The sequence below is a fragment of the Micromonospora sp. NPDC048040 genome, assembly GCF_055587185.1.
Map to the genome: position 1 here is coordinate 3,675 of NZ_JBVJGT010000033.1, position 18,574 is coordinate 22,248.

16 protein-coding genes are annotated in these 18,574 nt (G+C 71.0%); 8 read left to right on the forward strand and 8 right to left on the reverse strand.

Annotation, left to right across the window (positions count from 1 at the left end):
* Positions 1-130: 130 nt before the first annotated feature.
* The 3 genes from ACZ6O2_RS24995 to ACZ6O2_RS25005 all read right to left on the reverse strand — a co-directional run bounded on the left by ACZ6O2_RS24995 (position 131) and on the right by ACZ6O2_RS25005 (position 4,092).
* On the reverse strand, positions 131-1,147 hold the full coding sequence (locus tag ACZ6O2_RS24995) for a hypothetical protein (protein ID WP_466024505.1): 1,017 nt from the start codon (positions 1,145-1,147) through the stop codon (positions 131-133).
* Positions 1,148-1,235: 88 nt separating this feature from the next.
* Positions 1,236-2,798 carry an MFS transporter gene (locus ACZ6O2_RS25000; RefSeq protein ID WP_350710426.1) on the reverse strand — a complete coding sequence of 521 codons (1,563 nt, stop codon included), beginning with the start codon at positions 2,796-2,798 and terminating at the stop codon, positions 1,236-1,238.
* Positions 2,799-2,907: 109 nt separating this feature from the next.
* Positions 2,908-4,092 carry an epoxide hydrolase family protein gene (locus ACZ6O2_RS25005; RefSeq protein WP_350710428.1) on the reverse strand — a complete coding sequence of 395 codons (1,185 nt, stop codon included), beginning with the start codon at positions 4,090-4,092 and terminating at the stop codon, positions 2,908-2,910.
* Positions 4,093-4,573: 481 nt separating this feature from the next.
* On the opposite strand from ACZ6O2_RS25005, the gene ACZ6O2_RS25010 reads away from it, so the two are divergent.
* The 8 genes from ACZ6O2_RS25010 (at position 4,574) to ACZ6O2_RS25045 (ending at position 14,358) form a co-directional block, all read left to right on the forward strand.
* Positions 4,574-5,689: a pyridoxal phosphate-dependent aminotransferase gene (locus tag ACZ6O2_RS25010; protein WP_466024506.1), complete on the forward strand. Its 1,116-nt coding sequence runs from the start codon at positions 4,574-4,576 to the stop codon at positions 5,687-5,689.
* A gap of 4 nt (positions 5,690-5,693) precedes the next feature.
* Positions 5,694-7,292: a class I adenylate-forming enzyme family protein gene (locus ACZ6O2_RS25015; protein ID WP_466024507.1), complete on the forward strand. Its 1,599-nt coding sequence runs from the start codon at positions 5,694-5,696 to the stop codon at positions 7,290-7,292.
* Positions 7,289-8,089, forward strand: coding sequence for an SDR family NAD(P)-dependent oxidoreductase (locus ACZ6O2_RS25020; protein WP_466024508.1), 801 nt, complete (start codon positions 7,289-7,291; stop codon positions 8,087-8,089). Before ACZ6O2_RS25015 ends, ACZ6O2_RS25020 begins: the two co-directional genes overlap by 4 nt.
* On the forward strand, positions 8,086-9,513 hold the full coding sequence (locus tag ACZ6O2_RS25025; protein ID WP_466024509.1) for an aldehyde dehydrogenase family protein: 1,428 nt from the start codon (positions 8,086-8,088) through the stop codon (positions 9,511-9,513). The genes ACZ6O2_RS25020 and ACZ6O2_RS25025 overlap by 4 nt, the downstream gene beginning before the upstream one ends.
* Positions 9,510-10,913: a UbiD family decarboxylase gene (locus ACZ6O2_RS25030; protein ID WP_350710438.1), complete on the forward strand. Its 1,404-nt coding sequence runs from the start codon at positions 9,510-9,512 to the stop codon at positions 10,911-10,913. The genes ACZ6O2_RS25025 and ACZ6O2_RS25030 overlap by 4 nt, the downstream gene beginning before the upstream one ends.
* Positions 10,914-11,031: 118 nt before the next feature.
* Positions 11,032-11,379: an ArsR/SmtB family transcription factor gene (locus ACZ6O2_RS25035; RefSeq protein WP_350710440.1), complete on the forward strand. Its 348-nt coding sequence runs from the start codon at positions 11,032-11,034 to the stop codon at positions 11,377-11,379.
* 249 nt (positions 11,380-11,628) lie between these two features.
* Complete coding sequence (locus ACZ6O2_RS25040; protein WP_466024510.1) at positions 11,629-12,972, forward strand: FAD-dependent oxidoreductase; 1,344 nt, start codon at positions 11,629-11,631, stop codon at positions 12,970-12,972.
* 156 nt (positions 12,973-13,128) lie between these two features.
* Complete coding sequence (locus ACZ6O2_RS25045; protein ID WP_466024511.1) at positions 13,129-14,358, forward strand: acyltransferase family protein; 1,230 nt, start codon at positions 13,129-13,131, stop codon at positions 14,356-14,358.
* 85 nt (positions 14,359-14,443) lie between these two features.
* Here ACZ6O2_RS25045 and ACZ6O2_RS25050 read toward each other — a convergent pair whose 3' ends face one another.
* From ACZ6O2_RS25050 to ACZ6O2_RS25070, 5 genes are all read right to left on the reverse strand, one after another.
* Positions 14,444-14,983, reverse strand: coding sequence for a hypothetical protein (locus tag ACZ6O2_RS25050; protein ID WP_466024512.1), 540 nt, complete (start codon positions 14,981-14,983; stop codon positions 14,444-14,446).
* A 104-nt stretch (positions 14,984-15,087) separates the two neighbouring features.
* Positions 15,088-16,152 (reverse strand): glucose-1-phosphate thymidylyltransferase, encoded by a 1,065-nt coding sequence (locus ACZ6O2_RS25055; protein ID WP_350710448.1) that lies wholly within the window; start codon positions 16,150-16,152, stop codon positions 15,088-15,090.
* 137 nt (positions 16,153-16,289) lie between these two features.
* Positions 16,290-17,312 carry a quinone oxidoreductase family protein gene (locus tag ACZ6O2_RS25060; RefSeq protein ID WP_466024513.1) on the reverse strand — a complete coding sequence of 341 codons (1,023 nt, stop codon included), beginning with the start codon at positions 17,310-17,312 and terminating at the stop codon, positions 16,290-16,292.
* A complete protein-coding gene (locus ACZ6O2_RS25065; protein WP_350710450.1) occupies positions 17,312-17,578 on the reverse strand; it encodes a MoaD/ThiS family protein in 267 nt (88 codons plus the stop codon). Before ACZ6O2_RS25065 ends, ACZ6O2_RS25060 begins: the two co-directional genes overlap by 1 nt.
* 14 nt (positions 17,579-17,592) lie before the next feature.
* The gene (locus ACZ6O2_RS25070; protein ID WP_350710452.1) at positions 17,593-18,459 is read right to left on the reverse strand and encodes a formylglycine-generating enzyme family protein; all 867 of its coding nucleotides are present in this window, start codon (positions 18,457-18,459) and stop codon (positions 17,593-17,595) included.
* Positions 18,460-18,574: the final 115 nt, after the last annotated feature.

Genomic DNA, 18,574 nt, shown 5'->3' on the forward strand with positions numbered 1-18,574 from the left:
GCGGAGGGGGAGATCCCAGTGGTGGGGGGGGGGGGGGGTGTTGGGGGGGGGGGGGGGGGTGTGGTGGGGGGGGGGGGGGGGGTTTTTTTCCCCCCCCCCCCCCCCCCCCCCCCACCCCGTGGGCGAACGGCTATCCCGCCGACCGCAGGACGAAACCCTCCAGCGTGGTGACGATCTCGGACCTGTTCTCGCGGTGGCGCAGGCAGTACTTGGTCGGGTACCAGCCGGCCGTCTGCCACGCCTGCGGCTGCTTGATCGGGAAGCAGCCGTCCGACACGGCGCCCGAGGCGAGCTTCTGGTACCAGTCCTGGGTGACCATGGGCTCGTAGAACGTCAGGCGTCCCGCGTAGGAGCCGTAGATGAAGGTGTGCGTGAAGGGCTGGCCGTTCAGCTCAGGCCCGTTCAGGTCGATCAGGTGGTTGCCCATACCCGGCTCGACGGCCCCGAAGTCGCTGTAGTCGGCAGGCATGTACTTCGCGGGGACGGGCTGGCGACCCACCTCCCAGTCGTCGCAGTTGACGAGCATCCCGCACGGCCCCGGGCGGATGGCCAGCCGCTCCTCGTTGGAGTTCATGTAGAAGTGCACGTCGAAGTGCGGGCGGTCGTAGATGTGTTCGGGCAGATGGCCGGCCGGGTTCCAGTTCATCAGGACGTACTGGAACGGTGTGTTCACCCGCGAGCGGAACTCGTCGCTGAGTCGCAGCGGATGCTCGTACCCGCCCGTGCACTCCGTGTGCTGGTCGGTCACGCCGTCGCCGTTGACGTCGTAGCACCACAGGCCCGCTGTCGGCGGGTGGCTCGGCAGACCGTCGAGCGCGTTCACGCCCATGACCAGGCCGATGGTGTGCGGCACCCCGTTGCGGGACTGCGAGAACGCACGGATCGTGCCGTTCCCCATCCTCGACGACTGCCCATAGGAGGCGCAGACCCCGAGGTACGAGGCGGTGCGGCGGACGAGGACGTCGGCGGCCTTCTTCGGCACCGTGGCGTTGAACTCGACGCCACTCTTCACGGTCGGTGCGACACAGACCGCCACCCGCGGACCGCGGGCCGAGACGGGATTCGGGGTGAGGGCGACGACGAGCGCGAGCGCAGCCAGCGCGGCCGCCGCCGCCACGGCGACGGTGCGGATTCTTCGACGGGGCATGACGCCTTCCTTCTTGGGAGATGAGGGACCAGGGACGCCCGGTTGCGGTCGGGCGCTGGGCGGACCACCGACGGTCCGCACGACGGGATCACTGAACGGTCTGTCCGGCCTCCGGGGGCATGCCGGGATGCCCCGCGCCGGTGGGCGGCACGGCCCGGAGCCGGACGACGAGGAGCGCCGCGACCGCGAGGAAGAGGACGAGGTTGATCAGGCTGGCGCCGTGCAGCGCCTGCGTGAACGCCTCCCGGGCGGAGTCGAGCAGTTCCGCCGCGACAGGTTGCGGCAGGGTGTCCGCGACGGCCGCGGCACCGACGATGCTCTCCCCCGCGGCCATGGCGGCCTCGGGCGGCACGGCCGACGGCACCTCGACCGCGGAACCGTAGACAGCCCCGGCGACGCTGCCGAGGATCGCGACGCCGAGCGCCACCCCGAGTTCCCCGCCCGTGGAGGACAACGAGCCGGCGGCTCCCGCCTTCTCCGGTGGCGTCGCGCCCATCAGCACGGCGTTGGCCAGCGTGGCGCTCGGGCTGCCACCCACGTACATGATGACCAGGCCGACGATCAGGGTCGCCAGGCCGCCGGAAACGCTGACCTGGGTGATGACCAGGGCACCGACCGCCGCGAGGACCATCCCGGCCGCGAGGACGTAGGCCGGCCGCACGGTACGGGCGACGGCCGGTCCGATGTTGCCGCCGACGATCATCGCGCCGGCCGGAATCAGCATCCAGAGCGCGACCTTGAGTGGAGACATTCCCTCCACCAGCTGCATGTAGAGGGTCGACACGAGGCCGGCCCCCGCGGTGATGAAGCCGAACGCGAGGCCGAGCAGCACGATCGTGCTCACTACCGGGTTGCGGAAGAGCCCGAGGTCCAGCATCGGGTGGGTGAGATGCCGCTGGCGGGCGACGAACATCAGCGCGAAGGCGAGCCCGACGATGACGGCGCCGATGGGCGTCGGCTGCCAACCGGCCCGTGCGATCTCCTTGAGCCCGTAGACGACCGGCAGGAGCGCGGCGAGCGAGAGCACCGCGCTGAGCGGATCGAGTCGCCCGGGGTGCGGGTTGCGGGCGCCCGGCAGCAGCCCTGGTCCGACCACCAGCAGCAGCGCCATGACGGGAACGCCCATCAGGAAGATCGAGCCCCACCAGAACGAGTCGAGCAGGAGGCCACCGACCACCGGGCCGAGGATCACGCCGAGCATGATGGAGGTCCCCCAGATGCCCATCGCGGCGCCCATCTGCATCGGGTTCGGAAAGAGCTGACTGATCAGGGCGAGCACGGAGGGCATCACCGTCGCCGCCGCGATCCCGAGCAGGGCGCGGGAGACCAGGAGCATCTCGATCGAGGTCGAATAGGCCGCGAGCAGTGATGCGACCATGAAGCCGGCGGCGCCACCGAGCAGCACGTTGCGGTGGCCGGTCCGGTCGCCGAGGGTCCCCATGAGGACCAGGAATCCGGCGATCATGAATCCGTAGATGTCGGTCACCCACAACTGCTGGGTGCTGTTGGCCCCGAGATCGGTGGCGAGCCGGGGCAGGGCGAGGATCAGGACGCTGATGTCCACCGTGGTGAGCAGGGTGGGCAGGCACAGCACGGCGAGCGCGAGCCATTCGCGGCGGCCCGCCCGGGGTCCCATGTCAACTGTCGTCACCTTGCTGTCCCTCCATCGATCGGTATCGCCTTTCGGACATGGACGTGTACGTGCGGTCGGACGGATGACGTCGCTCCGCGCGGGGCGGCCGGTAGCAGCACACCGCCGGTCAGGCTGCGGTCCGCAGCGACCGGAAGAAGGTCCGGACATCGCCGACCAGCAGCTCCGGCACCTCCATCGCCGGGAAGTGCCCGCCCCGGTCGAACTCGGTCCAGTGCGTGATGGTGGAGAAGTCCCGGTCGGCGAAGCGACGGATCGGGACGATGCAGTCCTCCGGGAAGACGGCCACGCCGAGCGGCACCGTCAGCGGCTGCTCGCGGTAGCCGGCCAGCATGTCCCCGTTCGGGTCCTCGGTCGCCTTGCGCTGCTGCTCGGTGATCTCGCAGTACAACTGGGCCGACGATCCCGCCGTGTTGGTCAGCCAGTAGATCATCACGTTGGTCAGCAGCAGGTCACGGTCGATCACGTCGTCGGGCAGCTCGGCGTCGGTCCACTCCTTGAACCGCTCGACGATCCAGGCCAGTTGGCCGGCCGGCGAGTCGTTCAGGGCGTAGGAGACCGTCTGCGGACGGGTCGAGAGCAGCTTTCGGTATCCGGAGCCGTCGGCGTCGAAGCGCGCCAGCCGGCCCAACCGGGCCATGTCCTGCTCGCTGAGGCCGTCCAGTTCTGCCGGATCACCGGAGGGGAACACGGTGAGCATGTTGCTGTGCACGCCGACGACGTGCTCGGGGTCGAGTCGACCCACCGCGAGGGAGATCGGTGAACCGAAGTCTCCGCCCTGGGCGCCGTAGCGCTCGTAGCCGAGGCGACGCATGAGCTCAACCCACGCCGCCGCGATGCGGTCGACGGTCCACCCGGCCGCGGGCAGCGGGCCGGAGAAGCCGAAGCCGGGAATCGACGGAATGACCAGGTGGAACGCGTCGGACCGGTCGCCGCCGTACGCGGCGGGATTGGTCAGCGGGCCCACCACGTCGAGGAACTCCGCCACCGAACCGGGCCACCCGTGAGTCATGATCAACGGCAGTGCGTCCGGCTCGGGCGAACGTACGTGCATGAAGTGCACGGTGGTGCCGTCGATGGACGTGGTGAACTGCGGCAGGCGGTTGAGCCGCGACTCGGCCTGGCGCCAGTCGTAACTGGTCAGCCAGTGGGCGACCAGTTCCTTGAGGTACGCCAACGGCACGCCGCGCGCCCAGCCCGTCTCCGGAAGGTCCGGCGACCACCGGGTCTGTGCCAGGCGACGGCGCAGGTCGTCGAGTTCGGTCTGCCGGATGTTGATCTGGAATGGCTGCACTTGTCCCTCTCCTCGTCAGTGGCGCCGATCAGCTCACCCGGAGCACGGCCCGGCGGTCACTCGTCACACGCCCCGGAACGACGCTCCGACAGCAACGAACCCGTCGATGCCGACCATGACCGTGGCACCAGGCCGACGGCCCGCGCATCTCCTGGAATGCGGCGCAGGCCGGTCACCTGGGACTTCAGCGGGGCCGCGGGAACGATCGCGGTCCGCCGGCGTCGGACCCCGAGACGTCCGGACCGCCGACACGACACCGCGACAGCCAGCGACGACGAGCGCACGCACAGAGATGCCGGCGTACGGCGGCAGTTGGAATCGTGAGCCGCGGCGTCATCGGCCCAGCCGATGGGCGCCCTCCCCCTGTCGAACACGAGGAGTGTGATTACCGGTGACCACGCCGAACATCCCTGCGCGGACCGCGAGAAGCCCCCTCTCGAGCCGGACGAGCCATTTCGTCCTGCCGAAGCAATGGGCGTCGATGCGCCGGGCCGAGCAACTCGAACGGGAAACCGGGAACCGGGTCATCCACCTGGAAAAGGGCGACTTCCAGGGCGAGGAGTTCCGCCCGGCACCACACATCCTCGAGGCCTGCGCCAAGGCGGTGCACGACGGGCACGTGCGCTACGTGCCCGGTCCCGGCCTACCGGAACTGCGGGACGCGATCGCGGAGGAGGCGACGCGTCGGGGACGCCCGACCGCCCGCGAGGAGGTCCTGGTCACCATGGGTGCCAAGCACGCGCTGACGCAGAGCCTGCTCACGCTGGTCGACAACGGCGACGAGGTCATCTTCCCCAACCCCGGCTATCCGCCGGACGAGTTCTGGATCACCTATGCCGGCGGGCGGGTGGTCTACGCCCCGCTGGTCGAACCGGACTTCCACTTCGACATCGATCAACTGGCCCGCCTGATGAACGGCCGCACCAAGGTTCTGATCATCAACACCCCGCAGCGACCCAACGGGATGACCGTCGACCGGTTGGCGGAGATCAGCGCGCTGTGTCAGCGGCACGACGTCATGGTGATCTCGGACGAGATCTTCAGCCACATGGTCTACCCGCCCGCCGAACATCGCACCATCGCCGCCGTCGACGGCATGGCGGAGCGGACGCTCCTGGTGGACACGTTCAGCAAGAGCTACATCATGACCGGCTTCCGGATCGGCTGGTGCGTGGCGAACCGGGACCTGATCACCGCCATGGACATCTTCCAGCAGAACTCGGTGACCAACGTACCCGCGTTCGTCCAGATCGCCGCCCTCGCGGCACTCACCGGGCCGCAGGACCACGTCATCGCCACCCGCGACCGCCTGCGGGCCAAGCGCGACCGGACGGTCGCGGCGCTCGACGCGATGCCCGGCATCAACTGCACGGCCCCCGACGGCTCCTTCTACGTCTTCCCGGACATCCGTGGCACCGGAATGACCGCCCAACAGTTCACCGACCACCTGATCGACCGGTACTCGGTGGGAGTGGTCGCGGGCACGGCGTTCGGCGACCGGGGCGAGGGGCACGTACGCATCACGTACGCCGTCCCGGACGACGTCCTCGAGGAGGGCCTGAGCCGGATCCGCCAGGCCGTCGAGAATCTCGGGTGACCGCATGGACATCGGTCGGATGTTGGCGTGGGGCGCGGCACGCCACCCCGAACAGCGGGCGGTGGGTGGACGGCGGCCGCTGACGTTCCGCCAGTGGGACGCGTACACCAACCAGCTCGCCCGCACGCTGGCGGACCTCGGCGTCCGGCGCGCCGACCGCGTCGTGCTCCACCTGGCCAACGGCACGGAACTGGCCAGTCTCTACCTGGCGGTGCAGAAGCTGGGGGCGGTGGCGGTGCCCCTGTCGACGCGGTTCGGCCCCGCGGAGATCGGGCACTGCCTGCAGGACTGCGCTCCCGTGCTGATCGTCACCGACGCCACCACCTCCGGTCAGTCCCGGGCCGCCCCGGTCGCCCTGCCCGACGCGCCGAGGCGGGTGTACGTCGGTGACCCGCGGGACGCGCCCGCCGGCGAGACCGCGTTGGCTCCGCTCGTCGGGGCGCAGCCGGACGGCCCGATACCCGTCACCGTCGACTCCGGTGACCTGAGCGTGCTGCTCTACACCTCGGGCACGACGGGACGGCCCAAGGGGGTTCCCCGTACGCACGCCGCCGAGCACGCGGCCACCGTGGCGCACGTGCTGCAGTCGGGGCACCGCAGCGGCGACGTCACGCTCGGAGTGATGCCGCTGTTCCACACGATGGGTGTCCGCACCCTCCTCGCCAGCCTCCTGGTCGGCGGCACCTGGGTACCGCAACGCCGGTTCGACGCCGACGAGTCGTCGGAACTCGTCGTGCGTGAGGGCGTCACCTCGCTGTACCTGGTGCCCACCATCTACTGGTCGCTGCTCAACACCGGTCGGATGCACGAGCTGACGTCACTGCGGCGGCTCGGGTACGCGGGGGCGCCCATGGCCCCTGACCTCGCGCGCCGCCTGGCCGGCACGGTCCGTCCGCGCACGTTCGTCAACCACTACGGCAGCACCGAGATCTACACGTTCACGGTCGAGCCCGATGTGGCGGCGCGGCCGGGCAGCGCGGGCCGCGCCGGGATGTTCTCCCGCGTGCGTGTCATCGCCAACCGGGCCGGTGCCGACGCCGAGGACGTGGTGGCTCCGGGCGAGCCGGGGCAGGTCATCGCGTCCATGGACTCCCCGGAGGCCTTCTCGGGCTACTGGGCACGGGGCGACGCCGACGAGGCGGCGATCCGCAACGGGTGGTACCACACCGGCGACCTGGCGATCCGCGACGAGCAGGGAAACCTGTGGTACCAGGGCCGCGTCGACGACATGATCATCTCGGGTGGCGAGAACATCTACCCCGCCGACATCGAGGCCGCGCTGGCCGCCTCCCCTGCCATCGGCGACAACGTCGTGGTGGGGCTGCCCGACGAGCGGTGGGGACAGGCGGTGACGGCATTCGTCGTACCCCGGGATGGGCTCGACCCCGAGAAAGCCGTCCGGGAGGTCCAGCACTTCATCCGGACCTCATCAGGCTTGCCGTCGCTGAAGCGCCCCAAGCGAGTTGTCGCCGTGGACCGGATTCCGCGCTCCCCGGTCGGCAAGATCCTGCGTCGGCAGCTCACCGACGGCGGGTACGACGCCCTCGCCGACACCGCGTCGGGCCCGCACCCATCCAAAGGACCGGAGGTGCCAGCACGATGAGTGTCCTCCCGATGCGCGCGGCGTCCCTCGCCGGCCTCGCCGGCCGCACGGTGATCGTGACCGGCGCGGCCGCCGAGATCGGCAGCGCGTACGTGCGGGCGTTCACCGCGACCGGCGCGAACGTCGTGGCCGTCGACCTGCTGCGGTCCGCCCGGCAGGCGCTCGCCATGACCCGGGCCGCGACGCGCGACGGTCCCGGCCGCGCGGTCTTCGCCCCCGCCGACGTCGCCTCCGAGTCCGACTGGCGGCTCGTGGTGGAACGGACCGTCGCCGAATTCGGCGCCCTGGACGTGCTCGTCAACAACGCGGCCGTCTATCGGAAGATCGGCGAGAAGCGCCCTCTGACCGACCTCGTCGTCGAGGATTGGGACGACGTCTTCGCGGTCAACGTCCGGGGCACCTGGTTGGGAATCCGAGCCGTGGCGCCGACCATGACGGATTTCGGCGGCGGCAGCATCGTCAACGTGTCCTCCGTGGTCGGGCGGATCGGCGCGGTCGGATTCGCCCACTACGTCGCCTCCAAGGCAGCGGTGGAGGGGCTGACCCGTGCCGCGGCCCGGGAACTCGGCGGACAGCACATCAGGGTCAACGCCATCGCCCCCGGCCTGGTCGACAACGACGCCAGCAGGTCACTGAACACCGAGTCGTACCTCACCGCGTCGGCCCGGGCGCGCTCCCTGCCCAGACAGATGCAGGCCAACGACCTCGTCGGCCCGCTGCTCTGGCTGGCCTCGCCGGCCTCGGCGTTCGTGACCGGACAAACCGTCATCGTCGACGGCGGGCAGGTCTTCTCGTGAACCCCGACATTCCGTCGCCCGCCGAGCCGGACGCGTACGTGCGACCGGTGGATCCGACGACCCTCGCGCCGCTGACGCCGCTTGCGGTCACGACCCGCGCCGAACTGGACGAGGCGGCGGCGCAGGCACACGGGGCGCTACGCAGCCCGTGGGCGCTCGACGCACGACGCCGGGCCGCCACACTCCATCAGTGGGGCGAGGCGCTCGCCGCGCACGCGACCGAACTGGCCGACGCGCTGGTGACCGAGACAGGCAAGACCAGGTCCGAGGCCCATCAGGAGATCCGTGCCTGCGTCGACGCGTTGACCTACAACGCCGGACTCGCCCGACACCTCGGCGGCATCGCCGGCACGCTGCCCGACGGCACGGTCGCGCACGTCGTCCGGGAACCGGTCGGGGTGACCACGTTCATCGTGCCGTGGAACTGGCCGATGCTGCTGCTCATCCGGGACCTGGCACCGGCGCTGGCCGCCGGCGTCACCGCGCTGGTCAAGCCGGCGCCGCAGACCAGCCTCGTCACCGGCCGGGTGCTGGCGCTCGGCCGCGAGGCCGGGCTCCCCGCCGACGTCGCGCACCTCGTCGTCGGCGGTCCCGCCGTCGGTCGGGCCAGCGTCGCACACCCCCTGGTGCGGGCAGTCGCGTTCACCGGCTCGACCCGGGTCGGTACGGAGATCCTGCGCTCCGCAGGCGACGGAATGAAGCGCCACCTGCTCGAACTCGGCGGGAAGGCGGCCACCGTCATCTGCGCCGACGCCGATCTGGAGGCGGCGATCGCCGCAGTCGTCAAAGCGGTCGTGGTGACCTGCGGGCAGATGTGCATGGCCTGCACCCGCGTCCTGGTGGCCCGCCCGATCCACCAGGACGTGCTGCAGGCCGTCACCGCCGGTCTCGACGGCGTCCGCGTCGGTCACCCGGGCGACCCCGCGACGGAGATGGGTCCGCTGGTGTCCCCGGCCGCCGGAGACCGAATGGCGGCGACACTGGCCGACGCCGCCGCACGGCACGGTGTGCACGGCGGCCAGCGCGTCCACCTCGACGCTCTGGCGGGGCACTTCGTCCGGCCGGCCGTCGTCACGGGGGCGACACCGGACTCGCCGGTCGTCCAGCGGGAACTGTTCGCCCCGGTGGTGACCGTCGAGCCGTTCGACGACGAGACGGAGGCGGTGCGGCGGGCCAACGCCACACCGTACGGCCTCGCGATGAGCGTGTGGACCAGGGACCTCGACCGCGCGTGGCGCATCGCCCGTCGCCTCGAGGCCGGCACCGTCTGGGTCAACGGGTACAACCACTCGTACCCGGAGACACCCAGCGGAGGCTTCAAGTCCTCGGGAATCGGCCGCACCCGCGGAACCGTCGGGCTGGAACAGTTCACCGAGCTCAAGCACATCCACTTCACCGTCCACGCTCCTGGTGGCCGACCGTGACCATCCCCGCCCCGTCGACCGGTACGCCACCGGGCTGGCCCGCGGCGCAGAACCTACGGTCATGGCTGACGAAGCTCGATGCGAACGGCCGCCTCGGCCGGGTACGGTCGCTGGTGGACCCGGACCAGGAGGTCTCGGCCGTGTTGGAGCGCCTCGACGGGCGGCGGTCGGTGCTCTTCCTCGACGTGGCCGGTGCCTCGTTCCCCCTCGCCGGAAACCTCGTCCGCAGCCGTGCCGACCTCGCCGAGGCGATGGACTGCCTCCCCCACGAGACGACCACCCGCTACCTCGACGCACTGACCGCACCACGGCCCTGCGCGCCGGTGCCCGACACCGCCGCGGCAGTGCTCACCCACCGCTTCGACGGCGACGCGCTGCTGTCCCGGCTTCCCCTCACCGTGCAGCACGAACACGACGGTGGCCGCTACCTGACCTCGGCGATCCTCGTCGTCAGAGATCCGGCGACCGGAAAGACGAACCTGTCGATCAACCGCATGCTGGCCGTCGGCGAACGGACCCTCCGGACACTCGTCCTGCCGGGACGCCTGCGCCGGATCCTGACCGCGACGGAACGCCGCGGGCTCGACCTCGACGTGGCGATCGTGGTGGGCGTCGATCCCCTGCTGGCCCTCGCCAGCCAGGCCCCGGCGGCGGACCGCGCCTTGGACGACCTCGAGGTGGCCAGCGCGCTACGCACGACACCGCTTCCGGTCGTCGCCTGCCCGACCAGCGGTCTGCCGGTGCCGGCCGACGCTGAATTCGTCCTCGCGGGACGCTTCCGTGCCGGCGTGCGCGCGCCGGAGGGGCCGTTCGGCGAGTTCCCCCGCACGTACGGGCCCACCGCTCCGGCGCCCGTGATCGAGCTGACCGCCGGCTGGCACAGCGGCGCGGCCGTCTTCCAGACGATCCTCTCCGGTGGCCGCGAGCACTTCCTCCTCGGCGGGATACCGCGCGAGGCGGCGTTGCTGCGGATGCTGCGCCAGGCGCACCCCGACGTGGTGGCCGTCCGGCTGCCGGAGGCCGGCTCCTGCCGACTGCACGCCGTGGTGTCCGTACGCGGCGGCGCTGCCGCGTCCGCCGTGAACGTCCTGCTCGCCACCCTCGGCGGGGCCAGCGCGGTCAAGTACGCGGTGGTGGTCGACGACGACGTGGACATCCACGACGACGAACAGGTGGGATGGGCCCTGGCGACGCGGGTGCAGGCGGACCGGGACGTCGTCGTCATTCCCCGCGCCGCCGGCAGCAGCCTCGACCCGTCCGCCGTCGGCGGGGTGACCGCGAAACTGGGCATCGACGCCACCGTTCCGGCGGGCGGGCACGACCGCCATGCCCGGATGCGAACCCGGCCAGGTCGGCCGGAGCGGATCGCGCGGTACCTCGCCGAGGCCGCCTCCTCATGATCAACAGCCGGCCCGGCACTCCGCGCCCACGCGACCCGCTGGCGCGGTCCGCCGCCCGCGGCCGGGCGCAGCAGCATACGGCTCGGCCGCCCGGCCCAGAGACGGAAGGTCACCATCTGTGGCATCAGACGATCTCAGCCGAATCCTCGCCGCCCTGGCCGATCCGACCCGGCGGGCGATCCTCGCCCGGCTCGTGTCCGGCGAGGCGAGCGTCACGGAGCTGGCCGCCCCGTTCGCCATGAGCATGCCCGCAGTCAGTCGCCACCTGCGCGTGCTCGAACGGGCGGGTCTGGTCGGGCGGCGGCAGGACGCGCAGCGGCGCCCCTGCCGACTGGACACCAGGCCCCTCGAGGTGGCGGCGGCATGGCTGGGGGGCATCATCGCCGACGCGGACGCGACGCCTGCCGCCGCGCGCGCGAAACGGGACGCCCCGGTTTCCGACCCGCGGCAGCGCACCGCCAAATAGCGCGCAATTCCGTCGGCCCGGCACCCTTCTCCGTGCCGCGTCCACCATTTTCGACCCTGGCCGCTCGCCCCGCAACGAGCAGCAGGTCACCGGGTGTCTAGGGCAGTCAGGAAGATGCTCGCCGAACGCCCTGACTGAAACGATCCCACACAGAGCCGGCCCGGATGGCGATTCGACGCCGCTCGGACGCCGAAACGGTTTCCCGTCGACGTGTCGCAATCGTTCATTACCCAAGGGAGACGAATGTCAATGAGCAAATTCGTCGGAGAACGTGCCGTGGTGCTCGGGGGCAGCATCACGTCGCTCTTCGCCACCAGCGCCCTGTCGGAAAGCTACCGCGAGGTGGTCGTCGTCGACCGGGACGAACTCCTCGGCGTGCGCGAGGCGCGTCGGGGCGCGCCTCAGGCACGGCACATCAACGGCCTGCTGGCCCGCGGCGCCCGCGCCATGGAGGAGCTCTTCCCCGAAATCACCGCGCAGATGATCAGCGCCGGGTGCCCGCAGACCGACCTGTCCGGCACGGTGCGGTGGTACTTCAACGGCAAGCCCCTCAAGCAGGTCCGCGCTGGCCTCACCAATGTGGGCGCGCGACGGCCGATCATGGAGGCGCACGTCCGGGAGCGGGTGCAGGCCCTCGGGAACGTGACCTTCATGGAGCGCTACGACATCACCGGCCTCTCCACCAGCCCGGACCGGTCCCGGGTGACCGGGGCCCGGGTCCAGCGGCGTGACGGCGGCGCGGAGGAGACGCTGGAGGCGGATCTGGTTGTCGACGCCACCGGCCGCGGCTCCCGCACGCCGGTGTGGCTGGAAGCCCTGGGCTACCCGCGCGTCGAGGAGGAGGGCACGAAGATCGGTCTGGGCTACGTGACCCGGCACTACCGGCTGCGTACCGACCCGTTCGGCACCGACCACTCGATCATCGCGGTGGCGAACCCGACCCTGCCCCGCGGCGCCATCTTCACCAAGACCGACAGCGGCCTGGTGGAGTTGACCGCCTACGGCCTCCTGGGCGACCACCCACCGACCGACCCGGACGGCTTCAACGCGTTCGTCAAGACGTTGGCGGCGAAGGAGATCCACGAGGCGATCATCGAAGCCGAGCCCCTCGACGACCCGGTGCTGTTCCGATTCCCGACCACGCTGCGGCGCCGCTACGACCGGATGTCCCGGTTCCCGGAGCGACTGATCGTGCTCGGCGACGCGGTGTGCACGCCGAATCCGGTCTTCGCCCAGGCGCAGAGCCTCGCCGCCCTGCAGGCTCTGGCGTTGCGGGACCGGCTGCGCCTCGGGGCCCCACCCAGCTCGCTGGACTTCATGCGCGAGGTCGGCCGGATCATCGACCCCGCCTGGGACATGACCGAAGGGATCAACCTGAGCTTCCCCGGCGTCGAGGGCAACCGGACTCCGATGCTCAAGCTGATGCAGGCGTACATGTACCGCGTCCAGATCGCCGCCACCCGCGACGCCGCCGTCACCGAGCAGTTCATGCGCTCCGCCGGCCTGGTCGATCCGCTCGAGGCGCTGATGCGCCCCAGCATGATCCTCCGTGTGCTGCGCGGCTCCCGGCCGCAACCGCAAGCCGCCGTCTGAGGCACCTCGCCCCCACGCCCGCCCCGCCCGGCACCGGTGCCGGTGGGCGCCGACCAGCCCGGTCGGCGCCCACCGCCGCTCGCATCCTCATCCCCTGTCGCCTCGCCCGATCCTGTCGGCACCGCCGACGGGCAACCCGCACCCGGAGGTGCATCCATGACGATCACACAGCCCGGAGCGGGGCCGGAAACCCCCGCGGGGACCGGCACCCGTTCCCGCCTGCCGTCGCTGACCGGTCTGCGGGCAGTCGCCGGCCTGTCGGTGTTCATCACGCACGGGCTCGCCCTGGGCCTGTTCACCGACCCTGCCGTAATGGTCGAGTACGTCCGCTACGGCGCCAACGCCGGCATGTTCGGCCTGAGCTTCTTCTTCGTCCTCACCGGCTTCGTGGTGACCTGGACGGCGTCATCGAAGGACAGCGCGCGGCAGTTCTGGCGTCGCCGGTTCTTCAAACTCTTCCCCAACCACGTCGTCGTGTACGCCATCATCATCGCGCTGTGGATCCCCACCGGGGTGCCGATCAAGGCGGTGGAGGCCCTGGCCGGGCTGCTGCTCGTCAGCGCCTGGTTCCCGTCCGAGTCTTTCCTGTTCAACAACCTCAACGGTCCGATGTGGTCGGCCAACATCGACGTGCTGGCCTACGCGGCGTTCCCCCTGCTGTACGTCCTGGTCAAGAAGATCCGACCGAACCACCTGTGGGGCTGGGCCGTGGGCGTGACCGCCCTGTCAGCGCTGGTTCCGGTAGTCGCCAACGCCTTCCTGCCCGACCAGCCGCCATCCCTCGTGGCGCCCGAGGTCTCCTGGTCCCAGCACTGGTTCGGCTTCTACTTCCCGCTGACTCGGGCACTGGAATTCGTGGTCGGTATCATCATGGCCCGCATCGTCCTGACCGGCCGGTGGATCGGTCTGGGGGCGCTGCCGGCCTCGCTGCTGACCATCGGCTTCTACCTGGCAACCCTCGACGTGCCGGTCTTCTACGGCTACACCTTCGTACCGCTCATCCCGATGGCCCTGCTGATCCCCGCCTTCGCGGTCGCGGACGTGCGGGGCCACCGGACGCTGGCCAACGGCAAGCTGATGGTCTGGCTGGGCGACCGGATGTACGCCTTCTTCGTCATCCACGTCACCGTGATGTTCATGGTCCACGCGGCGTACAGCGGAGAGAACGGCGTGGTCGGCATGTACACCCGCAAGACGTTCGACCTCGGCACCGGAATACTCGTCCTGATCTCCACGTACCTGGTCTGCCTGGTCCTCGCGTCCATCCTCTACGCGCTCGTCGAACAGCCGGTCATGCGCCGGTGGTCCCGGCCACGGCGGCGGGGCCACCGGCAGGAGGGTCTGACGGGACCGCTGCCCGGCGCCGCCGGCGAACGGACCTCCTGACCAGCGCGACACGCGCGCATGCCCACGGGTACGACGACGGGGCCACCCGGCACATGCCGGGTGGCCCCGTCCTCGTAACTACGACTCAGGTCCAGCCGTCGGTCAGCACCGCCAGGACCACCGGCTGCGCACGGGGCCCAGGCACGACGTGCGTGGCCACGCGCAGCGTGCCCGACACATAGACCAACCAACCCGGCCGCGACGCCGGAGCGAGTGTCAGGGGAACGTACGTCGGCAGGTGCAGCCGCCGCAGACACCGTAGGACGGCACCCGTACGGCACGCGGCCTGGTCGTGGCTCTCCCCCGCCAGCTCCGCCGCCTCTCGCGCCAGCGCGGCATGCTCGGCCAGCGACCGGTCCCACTCCGCCGGGGAGGACGTCCGCACCGCCGCGACGTCACAAACCAACCGGCCGGCGCCAGTCACCTCGAGGGACACGCCGTCTGCCGTCGCCGTGACGGTGGTCGTGGCGCCCCGGTGCCGCGAACCGCCGGTGGACACGAACGCGCTCGCCGCCGCGGGTGCGACCCCGGCCGTGGGGTCCGCGGCTGGTCGCACCGCGACGGCCAACTCGACGCCGAGCAGGTCGCGGAGGGCCGTCTCGACGCACGTTGACAGCGCGGCCATGGTCGTCGGGACATCAGCCGCACCGTCGACCGGCACGGCACGGCGGGACGCGACCGCCCGGAACGGTGACACGGCCGGCAGTCGCGACACGACTGCCGGCCGGCTCACCACGGCACGTCGATGCGCGCGTGGTCACCGCTGACGATACGGTGGCCGGCGTGTCGATCACCGCGGCCGATCTCGGCTCCGCGACCGATGATCGAGTCCGTCAGCCGGGTCACCTGCGAGATCTGCGCACCGTCCATGACGACGGACCCGGACAGCTCGCTGCCCCGGATGAGGCAGTCACGGCCGACCGAGGTGTAGGGGCCCACGTGGCTATCCTCGATCACCGAGCCGGGGCCGATGATCGCCGGACCTTCGACATGGCTGCGGATGATCCGCGCACCCGCCGCGACGGACACCCGGGGACCCACGGCGCTGAACGGATCGACGTCGCCACCGCGCTGCGCGTCGACGCCCTCCAGCAGACGTCGGTTGCCCGCCAGGACGTCGTCGCTGTCGGCCACGTCCTGCCAGTAGCCGGTGTACTCGCTGGCCCGTACGGCGACACCCTGGTCCACGAGCCACTGCACCGCGTCCGTGAGCTCGAGCTCGCCGCGGCGGCTGGGCCGGATGGCGTCGACGGCCACGTGGACCGCCGGGGTGAAGAAGCAGGCCCCGATGAGTGCGAGGTTGCTGCGGGGCCGCTGGGGCTTCTCCACGAGACGGACCACCCGGCCGTCCCGATCGAGTTCGACCACTCCGAAGGGCCGTGGGTCGGGGACCTTCTGCACGAGGAGGTGCGCGCCGGCGCCGCCCCGTCGGAACTCCGCGGCACCGCCGCCGAGGCCGTCGGGAAGCAGGTTGTCGCCGAGGTGGAGCAGGAAGTCGTCGTCACCGAGATACCCCCGCGCGACCCGCACGGCGTGTGCGAGTCCCCGCGGCGACTCCTGAGTCAGGTAGGTGATCTCGACGTCGTTCCAGGATCCACCCCCGAGCGCCTGCCTGATCTGCGATCCGTGGTCGCCGACCACCATGCCCACCTCGGTGATCCCGATGTCGCGGATCCCCTGTAGGACGTGCTCGAGCAACGGCCGGTTCGCCAGTGGAACCAGTTGTTTGGGCAGCGAGTGGCTGATCGGCCGCAGCCGGGTACCCGAGCCGCCGGACAACACCAGAGCCTTCACGATTTCTCCCGTCGGTTCGGGCGACGTCGTCCGGCGGGGGCCGTGGTGCACGAGAACCGTGCCCCCGGCGCCACGGGACGACGCACGCCGGGCCGGGTCAGGGCAGGCCGGCGAACCGGCCTGCCCGTACGCCGAGGTCAAGGCAGAAGCAGGATCTTGCCGCGCGTACGACGCGACGCCAGCTCGTCGTGGGCCGCGGCCGCGGCGTCGAGCGGGAAGGTGGCGTGCACCCGTACGCGCAGCCGTCCGGCGACCACGTCGTCGAACACCGCCGAGGCGCGGCGGCGCGTCTGCTCAGGGGTGCGGTCGTAGTGACTGAGCGACACCTTGGTGAGGAACAGCGATCCGTACGAATTGAGCAGCTGCGGGTCGACCGGATCGACCGCTCCGCTGACCTGGCCGTAGAGCACGAACGTGCCACCCGGCCGAAGGCAGGCGAGCCCGTCGGTGAAGGTGTCCCGTCCGACGGCGTCGTACACCACGTCGACGCCCCGTCCTGCGGTGAGCTCGCGGACCTGGGCGGGAAACGACGGGCGACTGTAGTTGATCACATGGTGGGCGCCGGCGGCGAGCGCCGCCGGCGCCTTGTCGTCGCGGGAGACCGTGCCGATGACGGTCGCGCCGCGCCGTGCGGCAAACTGGCACAGCATCCCGCCGACGCCGCCGGCGGCCGAGTGCACCAGACAGACGGCGCCCTCGGACGGCGCGTACACCTCCGTGGTCAATAGATGCGCCGTCATGCCGTGGACAAGGGCTGCCACCGCGTCGGTGAGGCTCAACCCGTCGGGCACGGGCACCAGCCGTGCCGCCGGTAGCAGGCAGTGGGTCGCGTACGAACCCGGCTGCCCCATCCACGCGACCCTGTCCCCGACCGCGACACCGGTGGCGCCCGCGCCGACCGCGACCACCGTTCCGCTCCCCTCGAATCCAGGGGTGAAGGGCAGGGACACCGGGTAGACGCCACTGCGCTGGTACAGGTCCACGACGTTGACACCCGCGGCCGCGACGCGGACGAGGACGTCACTCGCCGACACCTGGGGAAGGTCGGTATCGCGGACGGTCAGGACCGCCGGGTCGCCGTACGCCTGCATGACCACCCGGCGCGGGACCGTGCCCGCGCCCGTCCGCGGCGGCCCAGGTGTTTCCGCGGACGACGTCATCAGCCACCCGCCATCGGCGCGATGATGGTCACGACAGCATCGGGCCCGACCGTGGCGGCGGCCCGCTGGTGCCGGGGGATCATCTCGTCGTCGACGCACATGTTGAGATAGCGCAGCGGCTCGCCGTCCGCGTCGAGCAGCCGCCGACCGAACTCCGGGTGACGCGCGGCGAACTCCCGGACGACGTCGTCCAGCGGGCCGGATGTGCCCTCGAAGTCGGTCCGGCCCTGCGGGGTCCAGACGGCGGGCACCACGATTCTGACCATGTGTCTCCTCGAATCTAGACGTCGGAGGCGCAGCGAAAGCCGTGCGCGAAGCTGGACCATCCATCGGGGTCCCCGTGCATGCGCTCGCTGCACCTGACCTGGTAGCGGAAGTTCATCCACGAGCCGCCACGGATGACGCGGTACCTGCCCATCGCCATCCGCACCGTCGGGTCGCACCGGGTGCTGTCGTCGTAGAGGCGCGACAGCGTCGAGGTCCACTCGTAGACGTTGCCGGCCATGTCCGCACAGCCGAAAGGGCTGTCGCCACGACCACGGAAGGACCCGACCGGGGACGTACGGGGAACCGGCCCGATCCGTTCGCACTCGGCCCGCCACCACTCCTGCCACGCCGACAACGAGTGCAGCGGACCGGCGTGCAGCTCCGCGGTGTTGGCGGCTTCGACGTCCCACTCGTCGCCCCAGGGCCAGATCCGGAAGTCGGGTCCCCGGGCGGCGAACTCCCACTCGGCCTCCGTGGGCAGCCGCCGACCGGACCAGCGGGCGAACTCGTTCGCGTCACGCCACGAGACGTGGACGACGGGATGGTCGTCGAAGTCGGGGTCTCCGGTGCCCGGGCCGCCCGGAGCACACCAGGTGACCCCTTCGCGCTCGATCCAGCCCTGCTCCGTGTAGACCAGGCCGAAGCCCCGCCGCTCCGCCTCGGTCCGGTAGCCGGTGTCCCGCACGAACCGGGCGTATTCGCCGACGGTGACCGGGAACCGGTCGATGCGGAACGGCTTGACGACGGTGGTCACCTGCGGTGTCTCGTCGGCGAACCACAGCCGGGGCAGCGGTTGGTCGGCCGCCTCGAGCCAGTCGATCACCCAGTCCGGACTCCCCTGCCGGAACGCACCGCCCGGTATCCGGCACATCTCGCCCATCGCGTCCCCAGCCTTCTACCGCCGGACGGTGCCTGCACCAAATCCGGATCCGCATCGTGGATCAATCATCACGACGGCCTCGGGCTGCCGGCACCTCTCGCTGTGCGGGGCCCGG

Bases quoted from the DNA above. Each gene is read 5' to 3' on its own strand.
- ACZ6O2_RS25015 (WP_466024507.1), top strand. From the start codon at position 5,694: ATGGACATCGGTCGGATGTTGGCGTGGGGCGCGGCACGCCACCCCGAA.
- ACZ6O2_RS25010 (WP_466024506.1), top strand. From the start codon at position 4,574: ATGCGCCGGGCCGAGCAACTCGAACGGGAAACCGGGAACCGGGTCATC.
- ACZ6O2_RS24995 (WP_466024505.1), bottom strand. From the start codon at position 1,147: ATGCCCCGTCGAAGAATCCGCACCGTCGCCGTGGCGGCGGCGGCCGCG.
- ACZ6O2_RS25045 (WP_466024511.1), top strand. From the start codon at position 13,129: ATGACGATCACACAGCCCGGAGCGGGGCCGGAAACCCCCGCGGGGACC.
- ACZ6O2_RS25060 (WP_466024513.1), bottom strand. From the start codon at position 17,312: ATGACGTCGTCCGCGGAAACACCTGGGCCGCCGCGGACGGGCGCGGGC.
- ACZ6O2_RS25070 (WP_350710452.1), bottom strand. From the start codon at position 18,459: ATGGGCGAGATGTGCCGGATACCGGGCGGTGCGTTCCGGCAGGGGAGT.
- ACZ6O2_RS25020 (WP_466024508.1), top strand. From the start codon at position 7,289: ATGAGTGTCCTCCCGATGCGCGCGGCGTCCCTCGCCGGCCTCGCCGGC.
- ACZ6O2_RS25065 (WP_350710450.1), bottom strand. From the start codon at position 17,578: ATGGTCAGAATCGTGGTGCCCGCCGTCTGGACCCCGCAGGGCCGGACC.
- ACZ6O2_RS25050 (WP_466024512.1), bottom strand. From the start codon at position 14,983: ATGGCCGCGCTGTCAACGTGCGTCGAGACGGCCCTCCGCGACCTGCTC.
- ACZ6O2_RS25040 (WP_466024510.1), top strand. From the start codon at position 11,629: ATGAGCAAATTCGTCGGAGAACGTGCCGTGGTGCTCGGGGGCAGCATC.